Origin of the sequence: Shewanella sp. AC91-MNA-CIBAN-0169, from assembly GCF_040310165.1 — a bacterium.
GTDB lineage: Bacteria > Pseudomonadota > Gammaproteobacteria > Enterobacterales > Shewanellaceae > Shewanella.
Genome location: NZ_JBEOPM010000004.1, coordinates 175,643 through 191,844 on the forward strand (window position 1 = coordinate 175,643; position 16,202 = coordinate 191,844).

Consider the following 16,202-nt stretch of genomic DNA (forward strand, 5'->3'; position numbering starts at 1 on the left):
GCAATCATTCTTCACATAGCACAGCAACATAAACCCTGCGGAGGGTAAATTATTCGTCCACTTCCCACTTCACAGTAGTATGACCGTCAGCACGGCCTAATAGTGGCGTCAAATAATCTAACGCCTCTTTAGCCAATACATCCAATTGCCAAGGTGGGTTTATTACCCATAAACCCGCGGCCGTCATACCAAACTCGTCACTGTCAGCACTCACCGCTTGTTCAATACGCAGTTGTCTCTTAATGCCACTATTTTTTAGTAGCGTTAACATTGCTTCTGTTTGCTCACGTTTGACCACTGGATACCATAAAAGAAATGTCCCAGTTGCAAAGCGTTTGTGGGCTTTAATGATGGCTTGAGCAACATCTTGATAGTCGGTTTTCATTTCATAACTTGGGTCGATTAATATCACTCCACGACGTTCTAATGGCGGTACCGCGGCAATTAATCCCTGTAAACCATCACCTTTAATGACTTTGACTTGTTTGTCTTCAACAAAATAATCTGCTAGTAACTCATGGTCAGTACCGTGGAGTTCGTGTAACACCATACGATCTTGCGGACGAAGCTCAACATCTACAATAGCGGGTGAGCCAGGGTACACGGTTAACTCGCCATCAAACTCAGCGTTAAAGTGCTGCACAGTTTCAACATAGTTGGCCAATGCGGTGGGTAAATTAGCGTGGTCCCATAGCTTGGCAACACCCTCTAGATACTCTCCGGTTTTTTGGGCGAACTCATCGGTTAATGAGTAGGCACCAGCGCCTGCATGAGTATCGATATACACATAAGGTTTATCTTTTTTCTGCATGGCTTTTAATACTTGAATAAGCATAGAGTGCTTAAGTACATCGGCATAATTGCCTGCATGATAACCGTGGCGATAACTGAGCATGGGCATTTCCATTTACTAAATGAGACAGCAAAAACTGTGTAATAGCGACATTATAAGTTTTCTAGCGTGCGAGGTATAGGTGTTCACTGGTGATGGCTTTTGGCATAATGGCGTAGTTTCTTACATTGGCATGGTAATCATCTTGTTGCAGACACCTATCTTCTTTAATCAGCAGTATCCCTCATTAGTCGATATAGCCCAGCGCTGGCAGTTGGTGTGGGACAAAGACGCCGCTTTTGAATTGCGTTTCGAGCAAAACTGCTTGAGTTTACATAAGCGAGATGAGCCTAAGCTTGACGGCATTAGCGTTGACTTTGTGTCTGGTGCTGTGGCGCATCGACGTAAGTTTGGTGGTGGACGCGGTCAATCGATTGCTAAAGCTGTCGGGCTAAAGCAAGGCGTAACGCCCATCGTAGTTGATGGCACCGCAGGGCTTGGTCGAGATGCTTTTGTACTGGCAAGCCTAGGCTGTAAAGTGATTATGGTTGAACGTCATCCTGTAGTGGCGGCATTGCTTGAAGATGGTTTACGCCGCGCTTATGAAGACGCTGAAATAGGCGAGTGGATGCGCGATTTGATGAGCTTATTTCACGGCTCAAGTATCAGTGCGTTAGCCGACGCCGCGAAGTCGTCTGGCACCGAGATCGATGTTGTTTATCTTGACCCTATGTACCCACACCGCGAAAAATCAGCACTGGTTAAAAAAGAAATGCGCGTGTTTCAAACTCTGGTCGGCGCAGACTTAGATGCAGATGGACTGTTAGCACCCGCTATGGCACTCGCCACTAAGCGCGTGGTAGTAAAGCGTCCTGATTACGCAGAAGACTTGAATGGTGTTAAACCGAGTATGGTGTTAGCGCAGAAAAAAAACCGCTTTGATGTCTATGTAAAATCCGCGATGAAATAACGGTGGGTTTGGTGTCTTATATTCGCGACAATAAGTATACGTTTTATGGCGTTATTGCCATTTTGCTGTGGAGTACCGTCACGGCATTAATCCGCGATTTATCCGAATTATTTAGTCCCATTGCTGGTGCTGCAATGATGTATACCGTCAGTGCGTTATTTCTAATGTCGGTTATGGGAATACCCAAAATAAAAGATTACCCTAAACGATATTTATTTATCGGCGGCGGGTTATTTGTCACTTATGAAATCTGCCTCGCATTATCTTTAGGCATGGCCAATAGCCGACTTCAAGCAATGGAAATGTCGATTATTAACTACTTATGGCCTGCGCTGACGATATTGTTAAGCGTTATTATTAGTCGTAACAAAGTGAATGTTTTGGTTTACCCGAGTATTTTGTTGGCATTTACAGGTGTTGCTTGGTGTATTGCTGGCGACCAGGGTATTTCACTTAGTCTGTTGTTAAGTAATATTTCGGACAACCCATTAACCTATTCTATGGCCTTTTCAGCGGCATTTATTTGGGCGATTTATTGCGTAGTCACTCAAAAAATCAGTAACGGAAAAAATGCCATTACACTGTTTTTTAGTGCGACAGCGACAACGTTATGGATACAATATTTTTTAAGTAATGAACCCAGTTTACACTTCACCTTACCATCAACTTTTACACTATTACTTGCTGGTATGGTAATCGGCACCGGTTATGCTTTGTGGAACCAAGCGATTATTGGTGGAAATATTATATTGTTAGGCACCTTGTCATATTTTACCCCAGTGTTTTCGACCATGTTTGCTTCTGTTTATTTGTCGATTTCGCTCACGGGGTCATTTTGGCAGGGCGTAGCATTGGTTACGTTAGGCTCTCTTATTTGTTTTTTAGTCACTAGAACCAAAAAACCGTCTTTATCTCATTAATATTCACATCATTAGATCATCACGAGATCACTAAAGTAGCATTACCTTATTTCCAAGAGGATTTTGCTTGGGTGTAATTGCAATTATGTTTCTTTAGCGCTAATTTGCTGCTCGCAACCGTATTCCGCAGATCACACACTAATAACGCATCACTCTATTTCACTCGGATTAACATAATGAGATTCTATTTTACTCGCATGCGATCAAAGGATATTTGTCCTCCCAGGCAACCGCTTAAGAAAATTATTTGGTCATGGATTGGCGCATTTTGTGGTATTTATTTAGTTGCAGGCTTAGCGTTTTATACGGCCGCGAATCCTATGGGGAGCATGTTTGTAATAGGGTCTTTTGGTGCGTCAGCAGTGTTGGTTTACGGTGCCCCCTTAGCGGAGTTTTCTCAGCCCCGTAATTTAATAGGTGGCAGCGTAATATCAGCGTTAATTGGTGTTGCAGTTTATCAAGTCTTTACTGATTATATCGTGCTTGCCTGCGCTTTGGCTGTATCACTATCTATTGCGTTAATGTACTTTACCAGAACCCTTCATCCGCCCGGCGGTGCCACAGCATTGATTGCTGTTATTGGTGGTGAAAACGTTCATCAGCTAGGCTTTCTTTATGCCTTAATGCCAGTTTTTTTAGGTACGGTATTACTCCTGATCGTCGCGTTAGTGGTCAATAACCTTTCCACAGACCCCAAGCGTCACTATCCTGTTTATTGGGTGTAAGCGTCCGGTGCGGTAGATACTCTGTCGTGACCGCAACTCGTTTAGCTCAATGATTTATTTTTGAAGTGACCTACAACATTTTCGGCTTGACCTGATGTTGCTCAATATCGTTTTTCTCCAATGAAGTTTGCTTGATCGGGATAGTGATATTAAGTGTATAACTCAGTAATCAAGCCGTGTATTTCTAGTTAACCGACTTATGTAATGTGGTGTTTCTGCCGCCACCTAAACCACATAGTGCACACAGCACACCAGCAATCGCACATAACCATAATGGCGCATCCCAACTGCCTGTTGAAGTGTGCAACGCGCCCGCCACCATAGGCCCAACGGCTGCCAGTAAATAGCCCACACTTTGTGACATACCAGAAAGCGATGCGGCTTGGTGCGGATCATCGGTGCGTAAACTAATAAACGATAGCCCCAAAATAAAACAGGCCCCAGAGCAAAACCCCAGCATTAGTGTCCATACAAAAGCAAAGTGAGGCATGTAAAGCAGCCCAAGTGCACTGCCTGCACTGAGTAGTGCCAAAATAAAACTTAGCGCGCTTTGATCTTTTAATTTAGCCAGTAACGGAATTAATATTAAGCCAGGAAGTGCTGTCGCAATTTGAAAGGCACCATGATACGCCCCCGCTTCAACGGCCGAGTGGCCAGTGTCGGTCAATATGCTTGGCAACCACGTAATGATGATGTAATTCAGAAATGAGTTTAGGCCTAATAACAAGCTAATTTGCCAGGCTAATAGATAACGCCATACACTTTTCGAGGGTGCCGATTGATGTGCTGAATAAGTTGGTTTCGTGTGTTTACCCAGCTGAGCGGTCCACACAATTAAGCTGGCAACTGTGATGATGGCTGCCGAGCCCAGTGCCAGTTGCCAGCCTAAGCCATTGAGTTGACTAAGCGGAAATACCAGAGCCGAAAACCCACCTGATACCACTCCCATCGTGAGCACGTAGGCTGAGGTCATGAGCGCAATTTTAGTGGCAAAATCTCGTTTTATCAGACTGGGTAGTAACACGTTTGCAATTGCGATACCGACGCCAATAATGGCAGTACCAATGAGTAACATGGCTGATGAGTCGACAAATCGAGCTCCAATACCGAGCAATATCAGTATTAGCGCGGCAAACAAGGCATGTTCTAATCCTTGTTTTCGGGCAAAAAAAGCCGCCATAGGTGAAACAATCGCAAAGGCAATTAGTGGCAGAGTGGTTAAAAATCCAGCTTGAGATCCGCTTAGGCCAAAGTGACTAATAATTTGCTCCAGCACAGGAGCAATGCCGGTAAAAGGCGCGCGTAAATTAGCTGCAATAAGCAAAATTCCTATGACGAGTAATGCGCCAGAGAATCGAGACTGTGGTTTAGTATTGTCAGTTTGTAACGTCATTAGCTGCTTTAGATTTCACTTAATAATGGTTGCTAGTATAAAGATTTGTCGAACTATATAATTTAGAGATAGTGACATTAAATAACGAAAAACTGACAAAATTATGTTTGAAGCAATTGGCTGGGATGAAATAAAGAATTTTGAATATATGCCGCAACCCATTATTGCCAAGATAGAGCACGCCTGTGCCAGCCATGAGATCCCTTTACACACTCACCCTAAAGGCCAGTTAATTTTAGCTTTGCATGGTTATGTTACCTGTGAGGTATCGGCAAAAATGTGGATGGTGCCAACTCATAGCGCTATCTGGATCCCTGCAAATAAAGTTCACAGTAATCGCGCCTCAGATAATGCTGAGCTCTGTCATGTATTTATTGATGGCAGCATGCAAGGAATGCCGCAAAATACCTGTACATTGGCTATTACGCCTTTAGTTAAAGAGTTGATGTGCGCGCTTGCTGGTAGCGATCAGCATTATCGTGTAGACAGTAAAACCGCACGACTTGCACAGGTACTATTTGAGCAACTCATTGAGATGCCTATTCAACATTTAGACTTTGTTCTGTCTAAAAATGTGGTGATTCAAGCGATGAGCCAGCAATTGATAAATCAGCCTAACGATAGAAAAACACTGCCGCAATGGGCCAAACAATTTGCTTTAACAGAGCGTACATTGGCGCGACTTATCACAAAAGAAACCGGGATGACATTTGGCAAATGGCGCACTCAACTGCATATCATTATTTCACTACAAGCGCTTTCAGATAAACAGAGTGTGCAACAGGTGTCTGAGTTATTAGGCTATGAGCCGGTAAGCGCATTTATTACCATGTTTAAAAAAGTAATGAAAATATCACCGATGAAATACATGAACGAGTTAAATGCTTACTAGCCTCAATGTAGGAGAATAAAAGCCTATCAAATAAGCTTATGTCCAGCAGAGCTGCTTCAATTTATTTGTGATGTTTTGGCGTAATATCGCATTTGAGTAACGGATAAAATAAAGCCTCAACATTTGTGTTGAGGCTTTATTTATATAACAGTTTTGTATGCGATGAATATGCTAGTCGAGATAACAATACTCATCTTAGAAACGTTGTCGATTAGAAGGTGTAACCGACATCTAAGCTCAGTGATCTTCCTGATGCAGGCACTCGTCCTGCAGGAGACACATCTAAGCCTCTAAAGTAGTATTCGTTATCAAATAGATTATTGACGGATAATCCCACTTTTAGGCCGTGATTATCTTGTTTGAAAAACTCAGTCCCAATATTGAAGTTAACCACGGTATACGCAGGCACTTCACCCGATGTACCAGATACATTCTCTTCAACTGTGTTAGCCAGGTCGGCAAATGATTTGCTGTAATAAAATGCCATTAATCCTAAATCGACATCCTTAATACTGTATAAAGCGCTGGCAGAAAGTTGATGTTTAGACACATAAGCCAATTCGTTACCGGCAAATTCTCCATCAAGTTGTTCAGTATCTAAATAGTTGTAGGCACCCGTTAGAACCAGATCTGGTAGCGACATCGGTGAGTAAGTGCCTTCTAGCTCAATACCTTGATTACGAGTTTGGCCAATATTGACGAACAGACTAACGTCACCGTCGTACTCGATTTTATTTTCAAAATCGATACGGTAAGCGGCAATACTTAAATTACTGCGTTCTGTTGGGGTAAAGCGTACGCCTGCTTCATAGTTCCAAGATAGCTCTGATTCTAGAGTTTGATCTTTAGGCCATAATTGCGAAATCTGCGGGGTTCTCAATGAGCGTTGAGCATTAGTATACGCAAACCAATTTGAACTGAACTCATAACCCAAGGTGATGCCAGGAAGCCACTCGGTTACGTGATTATCTTGGCTATAATCTTGGCCAACATTGGTGAAGGTCATGCGCACATCTTCATATCTTATGCCAGGGGTAACCGAAAGTGTGTCGTCAAAGAATCCCACTTTATTACTCACATAATAGGCCATGGCATTGGTATCCATTTGCCAGTCACGCGGACGAGTTGCTGTTTGAGTCGATTTTTCTATGTGGTTTAGTTGGTAGCTAATGTCTTCATTAATATAACGAGCGCCGGCGATAATGTGCTGACTAATATCACCATCAATAAGCAGGCTTGCCGTTGGCTCAATGCCAAACACGGTAAAGTCGCGTGGAGAGTTACGCAGATGAGTAGCATCCTGGGTGGTATCACTCCAGCTAGTACCTAAATTACCGTCGGTGTCTTTGCTTGAGTCATAAAAATCCCACTGAAAATTACGTGAACTTTTATTACCAAATACTCTGAGATCAATCTCACCATAATCGATAACTTTCGAGTCATCGAGAACATGGCTGTATTTCAATGACACTCGTTTAGTATTGGCATTAAATTCATCATTAGGGCGTAGAGATTGCTCTCGATCAGCTTCATATGCGGGGGTATTTAAGGCACCTGGTAACTCAGAAAAAGCATCGTAATATTGTAGCGTGGCATCTAAGCTGTTTTGCCCATCGATATTCCATAGGGTCTTTAACATTAGGTTTTTAATGTCGGTTTCGGAGTGTTCACGAAACGATTCCCCTTTGGTGATGTTGCCATCAAAACGCATCGAAAAATCTTCATTTACCGCGCCGCCAGTGCTGATGTTGGTATCAAATAAGGTATTACTGTCACCAAAGAAGGTCATGCGTTCATTAACGCTAGTTTCCCAGTCGGTTGGGATTGACTTTGAAATGAGGTTAATCACGCCGCCAACGTTGTTAGGACCGTACTGAATCGATGCTCCGCCGCGTGCTACATCAATTCTATCTATCATGAATAAGGTGGCAGGGAATAATGACTGGCCGGTGTGCCCATATGGCGCAAGTGTCATTGGGATCCCATCGAGTAAGAGCTGGGCGTAGCCACTGCGGCTGCTGTCTAGGCCTCGTACTGATATATTAGGTAAAACCCCTGTTCCGGTTTCATCTTTAATTTTAATGCCAGGGACTTGCTGTAATGCGGTGTCAATTGACCTCGCTGCAGTACGCTCTATTTGATCAGAGGTAATGATTGAGCGGTTACCGGTATACGTTTTTAAATCTGCAACTTCAGAATTGCCTAATAAGCTCCCCGTCACCACAATGACTTCAGGTTTGGCTTCAGTCTGACTTTTGTCGTCAGCAACTACTGCCGAGCTAGCAAAACTGGCTGCAATGGCCACAGCAATTGTGGTCAAAGTGAATCTGGACTTTTCAGTTAACATGCATATTCCCTATGTTTCGTTTGGTCTGTTTTAAAGTGATAAGTTGGCTGTAAACGTGTTAAAGACTATTCCCCCGATCTTCAGTAATCTCGATCGTCAGCAATCAAAGATGCTTTGGTGTAAACAAGTGCGATGTTTAAGCGTTTTATCGATGGCGCAATATGGAGTGTTTTTTGGCGGGGGGAGAAAGGGCTGAATTTACGATTTCAAAAATAGTGTCTTGGTTACTTGGTGCGAACTTCAATGAGCTGGAGGTAAACATAATGGTCAAAACATATTTTTGGTATTGATTTTGATAATTATTCTCATTTGAGCTAAGGCCGTCAAGGTATACACCAGTACTTATGGTGTTATTACTGTAGAACTCTTTGTTTCAATAAAGTTATTAAGATATATTTTATAATTTAATCAATGTGATGGGGTATTTTCTATTAGTTGCTTTTGTGAATGTAAACTTTTAGTAAATAGTCAGTCAGTGTGAACTTGGCGTACTAAATATCATTGATAGCAGGGCAATTCACTCATACTCGTTTTTATCCTAAATAGAGGGGATTCTCTTCGGCCTGTGTTTTAATAAATAATTGTATTTAAAGGTTATTAAATATTGAGGCTACAATTATTCTATTTGCTGTGACCTAAATCAATAACCTGTAAATGTAATGTATAACAACACGGTCGTTTTCGCTCTCCTTGTGTGCTATTTGGATATATCAATAGATTAAAATGTTATAGCTGCTAATGAGATTTATTGATGAATACTTGTGCAAAATTTTGGCGTTCTGATATCGTTCGCGAAATAGAGCATAGGGTTGTGTACCAAGACATTTTGCCGCAATAACCGCTCTGAAACTTGCATATTAACGCTGTATTTTTTAGGTAGCCTATTATGGTTAGCTTACTGAGTTGTCGTACTTCGGTCTCATCTCACACTGTAAAAAAAGCGCTAACGCGTTTGTCGTTAGCCATGGCCGCAGGGCTTTGTTTTAATCTTGCTGCACAAGAACCCACTCCGCCTATTATTACACCCACATCGCCAAGTGTGACTATACCGCTGCAAACTTATGCAGATGAACAATCGACCGTTAAATCAGCTAATAATCTGAATACAGAAACCAAAGTACGTTTTGCCAAAACAGCTAACTTTGATTCTGATTCTGTGGTTAAGATTGCCCGCCGATTAGCGCAAAAACCGTATGTGGAACTTAAAGACCCATTACCGCCTGGGTTGGCTAAAATTTCCTACGATGAATATCGAGATATTCGCTTTAAGCCAGAAGCTTCTATTTGGAAAGCTGAAGGTTTGCCGTATCAAATGCAGCTCTTTCATCGGGGTTTTTATTTCCAAGACTTGATTGAAATTGCTCTAGTTGAAGGTAAGCAAGCTAACCATTTAGCCTATAACTCAGAGTTTTTTACTGCAGGTGATGTGTTAAGTCAGCGTTTACCGACCCAAGATATTGGCTATTCTGGTTTACGCATCCATTATCCACTCAATAACCCTGCGTATTTTGATGAGCTTATGGTATTCCAAGGAGCGAGTTATTTCCGTGCTTTGGGTAAAGGCAGCGATTACGGCTTGTCTTCAAGGGGCTTAGCATTAAATACCGCTGAACCAGAAGGCGAAGAGTTTCCGATATTTCGTGCCTTTTGGGTTGAACGCCCAAACACCGACAGCAACTTAATTGTGGTGCATGCCTTGCTAGACAGCCCTAGCGTATCAGGAGCATATCGATTTTCTGTTAGACCCGGCGATAACACCCATATCGATGTGGAAGCGACCTTATTTCCACGCGTGGATTTAGTTAAAGTTGGCTTAGCGCCTAGCACCAGTATGTTTTTACATTCAATGAATGGTCGCCAAAACACCGATGATTTTAGACCCGAAGTGCATGATTCTGATGCGCTATTGATCTTAAATGGTCGCGGTGAACGTTTATGGCGTCCGCTAGCTAATCCAAAGCAATTGCAAGTCAGTGCCTTTATGGACAACTCGCCTCAAGGGTTTGGCTTAATTCAGCGTGAACGTAGTTTTGATGCGTATCAAGATCTCGAAGCCCATTATGAGCGTCGCCCAAGTTTATGGGTTGAACCGGTCGGAAATTGGGGCGCGGGTGAGGTGGTGTTAACCGAAATTCCAACAGACTCTGAAATTCATGACAACATCGTCAGTTACTGGAAACCTAAACAACCTATCGCAGCCGGTAGCGAGTTTCATTTTACTTATCGGTTAATTTGGGGCAGCGAGCCCGAAGTTGATGATGGCACTGTGATTGTGGCCCGTACCGCCAGTGGCCGGGCTGAGATTGCTAAAGCCACACCGAGACGCTTGTTTGTTATCGACTATCAAGTTAAAGAAGGTAATAACGACGAAATCCCGGTCGCCAAAGTGCAGAGTTCAGCAGGCGTTGTGACCAATGTGGTGGTGTCTCGTCAACCTAAAACCAATGGCTATCGTTTGGCGTTTGAAATGGATCCACAAGATGCTGAATTGATCGAGCTACGTGCTGAGCTGAAGTTTACTGGCCCACGCGATGTCGAAACTTGGCTTTATCGTTGGACGCTTTAAGCATGAACATGATGCAGCCTGATGCTGATATTAGTGCCGTCGACCCTATGTTGGTCGGTGGTGCAGCAATGCCGTTGGAGCGACCAGGCCCAATGGAACCGCAAAGTTTACGTGCGTTGTCCGAAGGCATGCCACGTAAAAGTATTATTGCCAATGGCGTAAAGTCAGACGGATTACGCCGTCTGTTAGTGGTTGGCAGCGCTTTTATCATGTCGGTTATGGCTATTTACGAGATGGTGTCGGTGTTTAATGTCGGTGGAGTCACGCCACTTGAATACATCGTTTTAGTGTTGTTTGCGGTTAACTTTTGCTGGATTGCATTGGCATTTAGCGGCGGTATAGCCGGCTTTATTATGCTACTCAAAAAGCCCACGACAGAAACCGCCGAAAGCATAAAGCTGCATACCCGCACCGCGATATTAATGCCGACATATAACGAGTCACCCGATCGCGTTTTTGCTGCAGTTGAAGTGATGGCGATGGCATTGGTTGCATCCGGCGAAAGCCATGCGTTTGACTGGTTTATATTAAGCGATACTACCGACCCCGATATTGCGTTGGCAGAAGAACAAGCATTTTTAATATTGCGTCATCAAGTGAGTAAAGATGCGCGGGTGTATTACCGCCGTCGGCGTAAAAATGATGCTCGTAAAGCCGGTAATGTGGCCGACTTTTGTAAACGCTGGGGCGCTAGATACGACCATTTGTTGGTGCTAGACGCCGACAGTTTAATGGAAACCCATACTATTGTTAGTTTGGCGAGACGGATGCAGGCTGATCCCGATGCTGGACTTATCCAAACCATTCCGTATTTAATCAATGGCAACACCTTAATGGCGCGGTTACAGCAATTTGCTGCGCGAATTTATGGTCCGGTTATTGGTACAGGTTTATCTTGGTGGACCCACAAAGAAGGTAACTTTTGGGGCCACAATGCCATTATCCGCACCCAAGCTTTTATGAGCGCTGCAGGGTTACCCAACCTTGCAGGTAGACCGCCATTTGGTGGTCATATCATGAGCCACGACTTTGTTGAAGCAGCCTTGATTCGACGTGCTGGTTGGAGCGTGGTCATTGCCGCAGACCTTCCAGGGTCTTATGAAGAATGCCCACCGTCTATTGTCGATTTAGCGGTGCGCGATCGCCGTTGGTGCCAAGGCAATTTACAACACTCACGGGTGTTGTTTAGTAAAGGATTACATTGGGTTAGCCGCTTACACTTACTCACGGGGATAATGGCTTATTTATCATCGCCATTTTGGTTAATGCTGATTTTGTCGGGCTTAATGCTGGCATTACAAGCACACTTTATTCGCCCAGAGTATTTTACTGATCAATTCTCTTTGTTTCCCACCTGGCCAGTAATGGACTCAGACCGTGCACTACGGTTGTTTTATATCACCATGGGCATATTGTTTGGTCCTAAAATTCTTGGGATCATATTATTACTGAAAAATAGCATCATGAGTAAGCAGTTAGGTGGCAGAGGCAAAGCCATTATTAGCGTGGTAGTTGAAGTGATATTGTCGGCACTGATTGCGCCAATAATGATGCTTATCCACTGCGGTGCGGTGATGTCTATTTTAGCCGGACGCGACAGCGGTTGGGCGCCACAACGACGTGACGACGGCAGTTTACCTTGGCTAACCCTGATTTATCGTCATCGTTGGCACATGTTAATTGGTGCGTTATTAGGTTACGCCGCAGTGCTTGATTCGCTTACCTTGTTGGCGTGGATGAGCCCAGCGCTAATTGGTTTATGGCTTGCAGTGCCGCTTTCTGCCATGACAGGCTCAGAGCGCTTTGGCTTATGGGTAAAAGGCCTAAAAATATTGGCAACACCGGAAGAGGTATGTGCGCCGAAGCTGAGCCTAGATTCACAACAACGCCGTAACGAATACGTTAACGCCATTGCAGAGCCGTGGACCTTATCAAGGCTATTGAAAGACTCAGAGCTAATGGATTTACATTTAGCCATTATTGACAAAAAACCGCATCGTTTGCCAGGTTCAGCGGTTGAATCACTCGAAGCCATTACTCGGGTTAAAGTACAAGAAGCACAATGTCAGCATGACATTGTAAAGCTGTTTACCCGTCAAGAATTGGCATATTTACTGGGCAATCCTTTACTGCTAAAACAATTACAAAAGCTCCCTGAGGAGTTTGTTATCGAGGGCTTAGTGTCTTTTTGTTAGGTGATTTTTGGGCGGTTTATCCCGCTCGGATAATGACCTACAAAATAAGATGGTGGATTCAATTCACCATTTAAGCGCTACATTGGTGGTAACGTGTCGTCGCACCCCCTTAAACGGACCCCTTTGTTAAACAGGGTTGGACAAGGCGTTCTGGCACGCAGAAACGATTGTTTAATCCGCCTCGGCCTAGATGTGAACGACACAGCGACGCTTTGTCGATTAAGCTGATAAAAAATCTATTTTACCAACAGGTTAGTTAACACACTTTGTCGTGCTAATGCCGTTGACCTTGCTTTTATTCATCACCCCGCCTTTGAAGGCTTAATTAGCGTAAGCCGAAAATATTGTTCGGCTGACGCTATTGCTTGCTAATTTAGGAGACTATATTTAGTGGATAATATTTAGGGGACAATATTTTGATTAATCCTAAATAGATTGGCGGGGTCGAATTGCTGTTTTATGCTTTTGAGCCGAGCAAAGTTCGAGCCATAGGCTTCGCCAATACTGTTGTTATCGCCTTCTGGGATAAAATTCACGTAAATACTGCCCATTGAATATTGAGTTAACTTTGCATGTAACTGCCGCGCCCATTGTCGACAAAGCTCGTCGTCTTGTGCATGTTGCCAGCGGGTGTGAATATTCATGGTGAAGTGTGCATCACGATTGAGCCAGGGCGTTTCGTGCGGCGCCACCTTTGTCATCGCCCCGCCAAGGTGAGCAATAAAAATTTCACACTCATCGCTGGGTAAGGTTTGGATGGCGTGTGCTATTTCGGTCACGGTTTCAGTGTTGAGCTGCGCCATATCAAGACTTTTCCAATAATTTCTGGCGCCTTCGGCTAACAAGGGATCAAATGCGGCTTGCCAATCAACAAACGGCATCGGCCCCACCACGTCGGCAATGGGTTGGCCAATTTTTCGAATTTCTGCTGTGGCAGCCTGACCTTGGGCAATATCGCCCACATAACACATAGCCAATACCACCACTTTTTTACCATGCCACTCTTCCGGTAAAAACGGTAAGGGTGGTGCTTTGCGCATCACCACCCAACAACTCAGTTCTTCAGGAGCCTTATCGATGGCGGCTTGATACTGTTGCAGCACGTTTTTCACATCATTAAAGGGGTGTACTACCATGCCAGCTAATACCTCTGGGCCAGCTTGATGCAAATTAAATTCAAATTCAGTGACCACACCAAAATTACTGCTTCCACCCCGTATTGCCCAAAAGAGATCCGCATGTTGGTTGGAATTAACCTCGAGTAGTTCGCCTGTTGCGATGACCAGCTTAGCCGAGCGCAGACTATCGATGGTTAAACCAAATTTTCGGGTTGTCCAGCCAAAACCACCGCCCAGGGTCAACCCCGCAATCCCCGTGGTTGAATTGATCCCAGTTGGCACCAGCAGACCATATTGTTGCGTCGCCTTGTCAACATCCGCTAAGGTTGCGCCGGGGCTGACCTTGACGGTTTGTTGTTGTTGGTTAACGATGACATCTGTCATCTTTTGAAAATCAATTACCAGTCCACCATCCGCTAATGCCTTACCGGCGATATTATGGCCGCCCGATTTTATCGCTAACAAAATGCCATGGGTACGGGCGAAATTGACAGCTTTGACCACCGCTTGTTCATCGCTAACGCGAACAAATAAACTCGGTTTTATATCAATCATGCCATTCCATAAGGCGCGGGCGTCATCATATTTTTTTGAGTCAGGCATGATGATCTCTCCCGATAGAGAGCTGTTAATGTCGCTTTTCTTTAAGGCTACAGCCGTGCCATCTATTTTTTTAAAACGTATTGTATTCATATGCTTATTACTCCTATCCATTACTGCTCTACTTCAAGATTATCGTTCTATATTCGAGGTTTTGAATAAGCTATAAACATCAGTGTTTCCCCAGTCATTGCATAATGATGCCGAGATCAAAACCACCCAATCCAGTAGGTCATTGAATTTTATTGAATTGACCTTGAATACTGATTTTTACGGGGCAAGGCTTTGATAATCAGCAGTGAGCACGGTTATCTGCCCGCCATGTAAAAAGCATAGTTTATCTTGGGTGGTATACCGCGAATAGTGAATAGCCATTGCGCTTTAATTAATGTCCAATCGTCCATTTATTAACCTAAACTTTGAACGCGAGTAAAAAAATTGAGTAATGAAGCTCTCAATAAAACCAAATTGAACAAACAAGAATTGTGCAAAGCTAGCTTTTGCATAAATTAAAGGATGATTGATATGGATATATTGTCAAAAGTACTCGATACCATACATATAAAAGGTGCGCTCTATTTTGAAGTGGAAGCGGCAGAGCCATGGGTATTAGTTAATCCAACGATGAATTTAATTGGTTCTTTTATGTTGACCGAAGTAGAACATGTTATTCCTTTTCATATTATGTTGGACGGCAACGGCTGGGTAAAATCTGACAATAAGCTGATGGCACCATCAAGACTTGAATCTGGCGACGTCGTTATGTTTCCTAAGGGTTCAAGCCATTCCTTGACATCCAACATCAATAATTGGCAGGGAATAGCAGCGGATGCCCGTTTTTATCAACAAACTGCTGCAAAAAAACAACCGTTTACATTAGTAAAAATTGGTGAAGAAGGTGAGCGCTCAAAACTTATTTGCGGCTATATCGGTTTTAATGCCCAGCCCTTAAATCCGCTGTTAAAGACCTTACCAGACATGCTGGTGGTCAAAGAGCATGTGGGTAGTGAGGGGGTGATGAAGCAATTACTCGTTTCTACCTTAAGTGAAATGCGCAAGTCCAGTGAGGGGGCGCGCAATATTGTCACTAAGTTAAGTGAATTAATTTTTACTCAGGCCTTAAGGCAACACATGGAAAATCTTGCGGACACGCAGGGCCAAAGTTGGCTCGCGGCCATGAAAGATGAGCACATAAGCCGGGCGCTGATATTGATCCATCAAGAGCCGTTTAAAAAATGGAACCTAGCAATACTCGCTATTGAGTGTGGCATGTCCCGCTCATCACTGGCGGAGCGATTTAATCATTATGTTGGACAACCACCGATGCAATATATCAATCGCTGGAGAATGCAACTGGCTTCAAAGCTATTATCTGATGGCATGAGTATTGTGTGCGTTGCTGAGCACGTGGGTTATAGTTCAGAATCGGCCTTTCAAAAAGCCTTTAAACGTTATGTTGGCCTGACTGCTGGCGAATGGCGAGCCAAACAACAAAAAATGCTGACAAATAGTTAAATGACAAAACGCCAGTTAAGTTATTGCATCATGTAGATCATATCGTTATGGGTAGGCGCTTTGATGCGGATGAAGGCCGTACGGCCTAGTTTATTTTTATTGTGTCGTTTTGATTTAACCAAAATCACT

Annotated in this window: 11 protein-coding genes; 7 read left to right on the forward strand and 4 right to left on the reverse strand. The window is 43.7% G+C overall.

Annotated features, from left to right (window positions below):
* Positions 1-49: 49 nt before the first annotated feature.
* Positions 50-895, reverse strand: a complete 846-nt coding sequence (locus AAEY98_RS06105; RefSeq protein WP_101088548.1) for a 23S rRNA (adenine(2030)-N(6))-methyltransferase RlmJ — start codon at positions 893-895, stop codon at positions 50-52.
* Between the two features lie 130 nt (positions 896-1,025).
* Here AAEY98_RS06105 and AAEY98_RS06110 point away from each other — a divergent pair, with 130 nt between their 5' ends.
* The 3 genes from AAEY98_RS06110 to AAEY98_RS06120 all read left to right on the forward strand — a co-directional run bounded on the left by AAEY98_RS06110 (position 1,026) and on the right by AAEY98_RS06120 (position 3,447).
* A complete protein-coding gene (locus tag AAEY98_RS06110) occupies positions 1,026-1,802 on the forward strand; it encodes a class I SAM-dependent methyltransferase (protein WP_335691895.1) in 777 nt (258 codons plus the stop codon).
* 11 nt (positions 1,803-1,813) lie between these two features.
* Positions 1,814-2,722: an aromatic amino acid DMT transporter YddG gene (gene yddG / locus AAEY98_RS06115; RefSeq protein ID WP_101088547.1), complete on the forward strand. Its 909-nt coding sequence runs from the start codon at positions 1,814-1,816 to the stop codon at positions 2,720-2,722.
* Positions 2,723-2,898: 176 nt separating this feature from the next.
* The gene (locus tag AAEY98_RS06120) at positions 2,899-3,447 is read left to right on the forward strand and encodes an HPP family protein (RefSeq protein ID WP_101088546.1); all 549 of its coding nucleotides are present in this window, start codon (positions 2,899-2,901) and stop codon (positions 3,445-3,447) included.
* Positions 3,448-3,631: 184 nt separating this feature from the next.
* Here the strand turns inward: AAEY98_RS06120 and AAEY98_RS06125 are convergent, their stop codons facing one another.
* Positions 3,632-4,840: an MFS transporter gene (locus AAEY98_RS06125; RefSeq protein WP_162024112.1), complete on the reverse strand. Its 1,209-nt coding sequence runs from the start codon at positions 4,838-4,840 to the stop codon at positions 3,632-3,634.
* Between the two features lie 103 nt (positions 4,841-4,943).
* Between AAEY98_RS06125 and AAEY98_RS06130 the strand changes: the two genes are divergently transcribed.
* Positions 4,944-5,732: an AraC family transcriptional regulator gene (locus tag AAEY98_RS06130; RefSeq protein WP_351015625.1), complete on the forward strand. Its 789-nt coding sequence runs from the start codon at positions 4,944-4,946 to the stop codon at positions 5,730-5,732.
* Between the two features lie 211 nt (positions 5,733-5,943).
* Here the strand turns inward: AAEY98_RS06130 and AAEY98_RS06135 are convergent, their stop codons facing one another.
* Positions 5,944-8,079: a TonB-dependent receptor family protein gene (locus AAEY98_RS06135; protein WP_351015628.1), complete on the reverse strand. Its 2,136-nt coding sequence runs from the start codon at positions 8,077-8,079 to the stop codon at positions 5,944-5,946.
* 886 nt (positions 8,080-8,965) lie between these two features.
* Here AAEY98_RS06135 and AAEY98_RS06140 point away from each other — a divergent pair.
* Both AAEY98_RS06140 and mdoH read left to right on the forward strand, forming a co-directional pair.
* Positions 8,966-10,645 (forward strand): glucan biosynthesis protein G, encoded by a 1,680-nt coding sequence (locus AAEY98_RS06140; RefSeq protein ID WP_351015631.1) that lies wholly within the window; start codon positions 8,966-8,968, stop codon positions 10,643-10,645.
* Positions 10,646-10,656: 11 nt separating this feature from the next.
* Positions 10,657-12,840, forward strand: coding sequence for a glucans biosynthesis glucosyltransferase MdoH (gene mdoH / locus AAEY98_RS06145; protein WP_350978413.1), 2,184 nt, complete (start codon positions 10,657-10,659; stop codon positions 12,838-12,840).
* Positions 12,841-13,241: 401 nt separating this feature from the next.
* Here mdoH and AAEY98_RS06150 read toward each other — a convergent pair whose 3' ends face one another.
* Positions 13,242-14,651, reverse strand: coding sequence for an FAD-binding oxidoreductase (locus tag AAEY98_RS06150; RefSeq protein ID WP_350978378.1), 1,410 nt, complete (start codon positions 14,649-14,651; stop codon positions 13,242-13,244).
* A gap of 432 nt (positions 14,652-15,083) precedes the next feature.
* On the opposite strand from AAEY98_RS06150, the gene AAEY98_RS06155 reads away from it, so the two are divergent.
* Positions 15,084-16,073 carry an AraC family transcriptional regulator gene (locus AAEY98_RS06155; RefSeq protein ID WP_350978380.1) on the forward strand — a complete coding sequence of 330 codons (990 nt, stop codon included), beginning with the start codon at positions 15,084-15,086 and terminating at the stop codon, positions 16,071-16,073.
* Positions 16,074-16,202: the final 129 nt, after the last annotated feature.

Coding starts and splice junctions, on each gene's coding strand:
- AAEY98_RS06135 (WP_351015628.1), bottom strand. CDS start 8,079: ATGTTAACTGAAAAGTCCAGATTCACTTTGACCACAATTGCTGTGGCC.
- AAEY98_RS06130 (WP_351015625.1), top strand. CDS start 4,944: ATGTTTGAAGCAATTGGCTGGGATGAAATAAAGAATTTTGAATATATG.
- mdoH (WP_350978413.1), top strand. CDS start 10,657: ATGCAGCCTGATGCTGATATTAGTGCCGTCGACCCTATGTTGGTCGGT.
- AAEY98_RS06120 (WP_101088546.1), top strand. CDS start 2,899: ATGAGATTCTATTTTACTCGCATGCGATCAAAGGATATTTGTCCTCCC.
- AAEY98_RS06150 (WP_350978378.1), bottom strand. CDS start 14,651: ATGAATACAATACGTTTTAAAAAAATAGATGGCACGGCTGTAGCCTTA.
- AAEY98_RS06155 (WP_350978380.1), top strand. CDS start 15,084: ATGGATATATTGTCAAAAGTACTCGATACCATACATATAAAAGGTGCG.
- AAEY98_RS06125 (WP_162024112.1), bottom strand. CDS start 4,840: ATGACGTTACAAACTGACAATACTAAACCACAGTCTCGATTCTCTGGC.
- AAEY98_RS06105 (WP_101088548.1), bottom strand. CDS start 895: ATGCTCAGTTATCGCCACGGTTATCATGCAGGCAATTATGCCGATGTA.
- AAEY98_RS06140 (WP_351015631.1), top strand. CDS start 8,966: ATGGTTAGCTTACTGAGTTGTCGTACTTCGGTCTCATCTCACACTGTA.
- AAEY98_RS06110 (WP_335691895.1), top strand. CDS start 1,026: ATGGTAATCATCTTGTTGCAGACACCTATCTTCTTTAATCAGCAGTAT.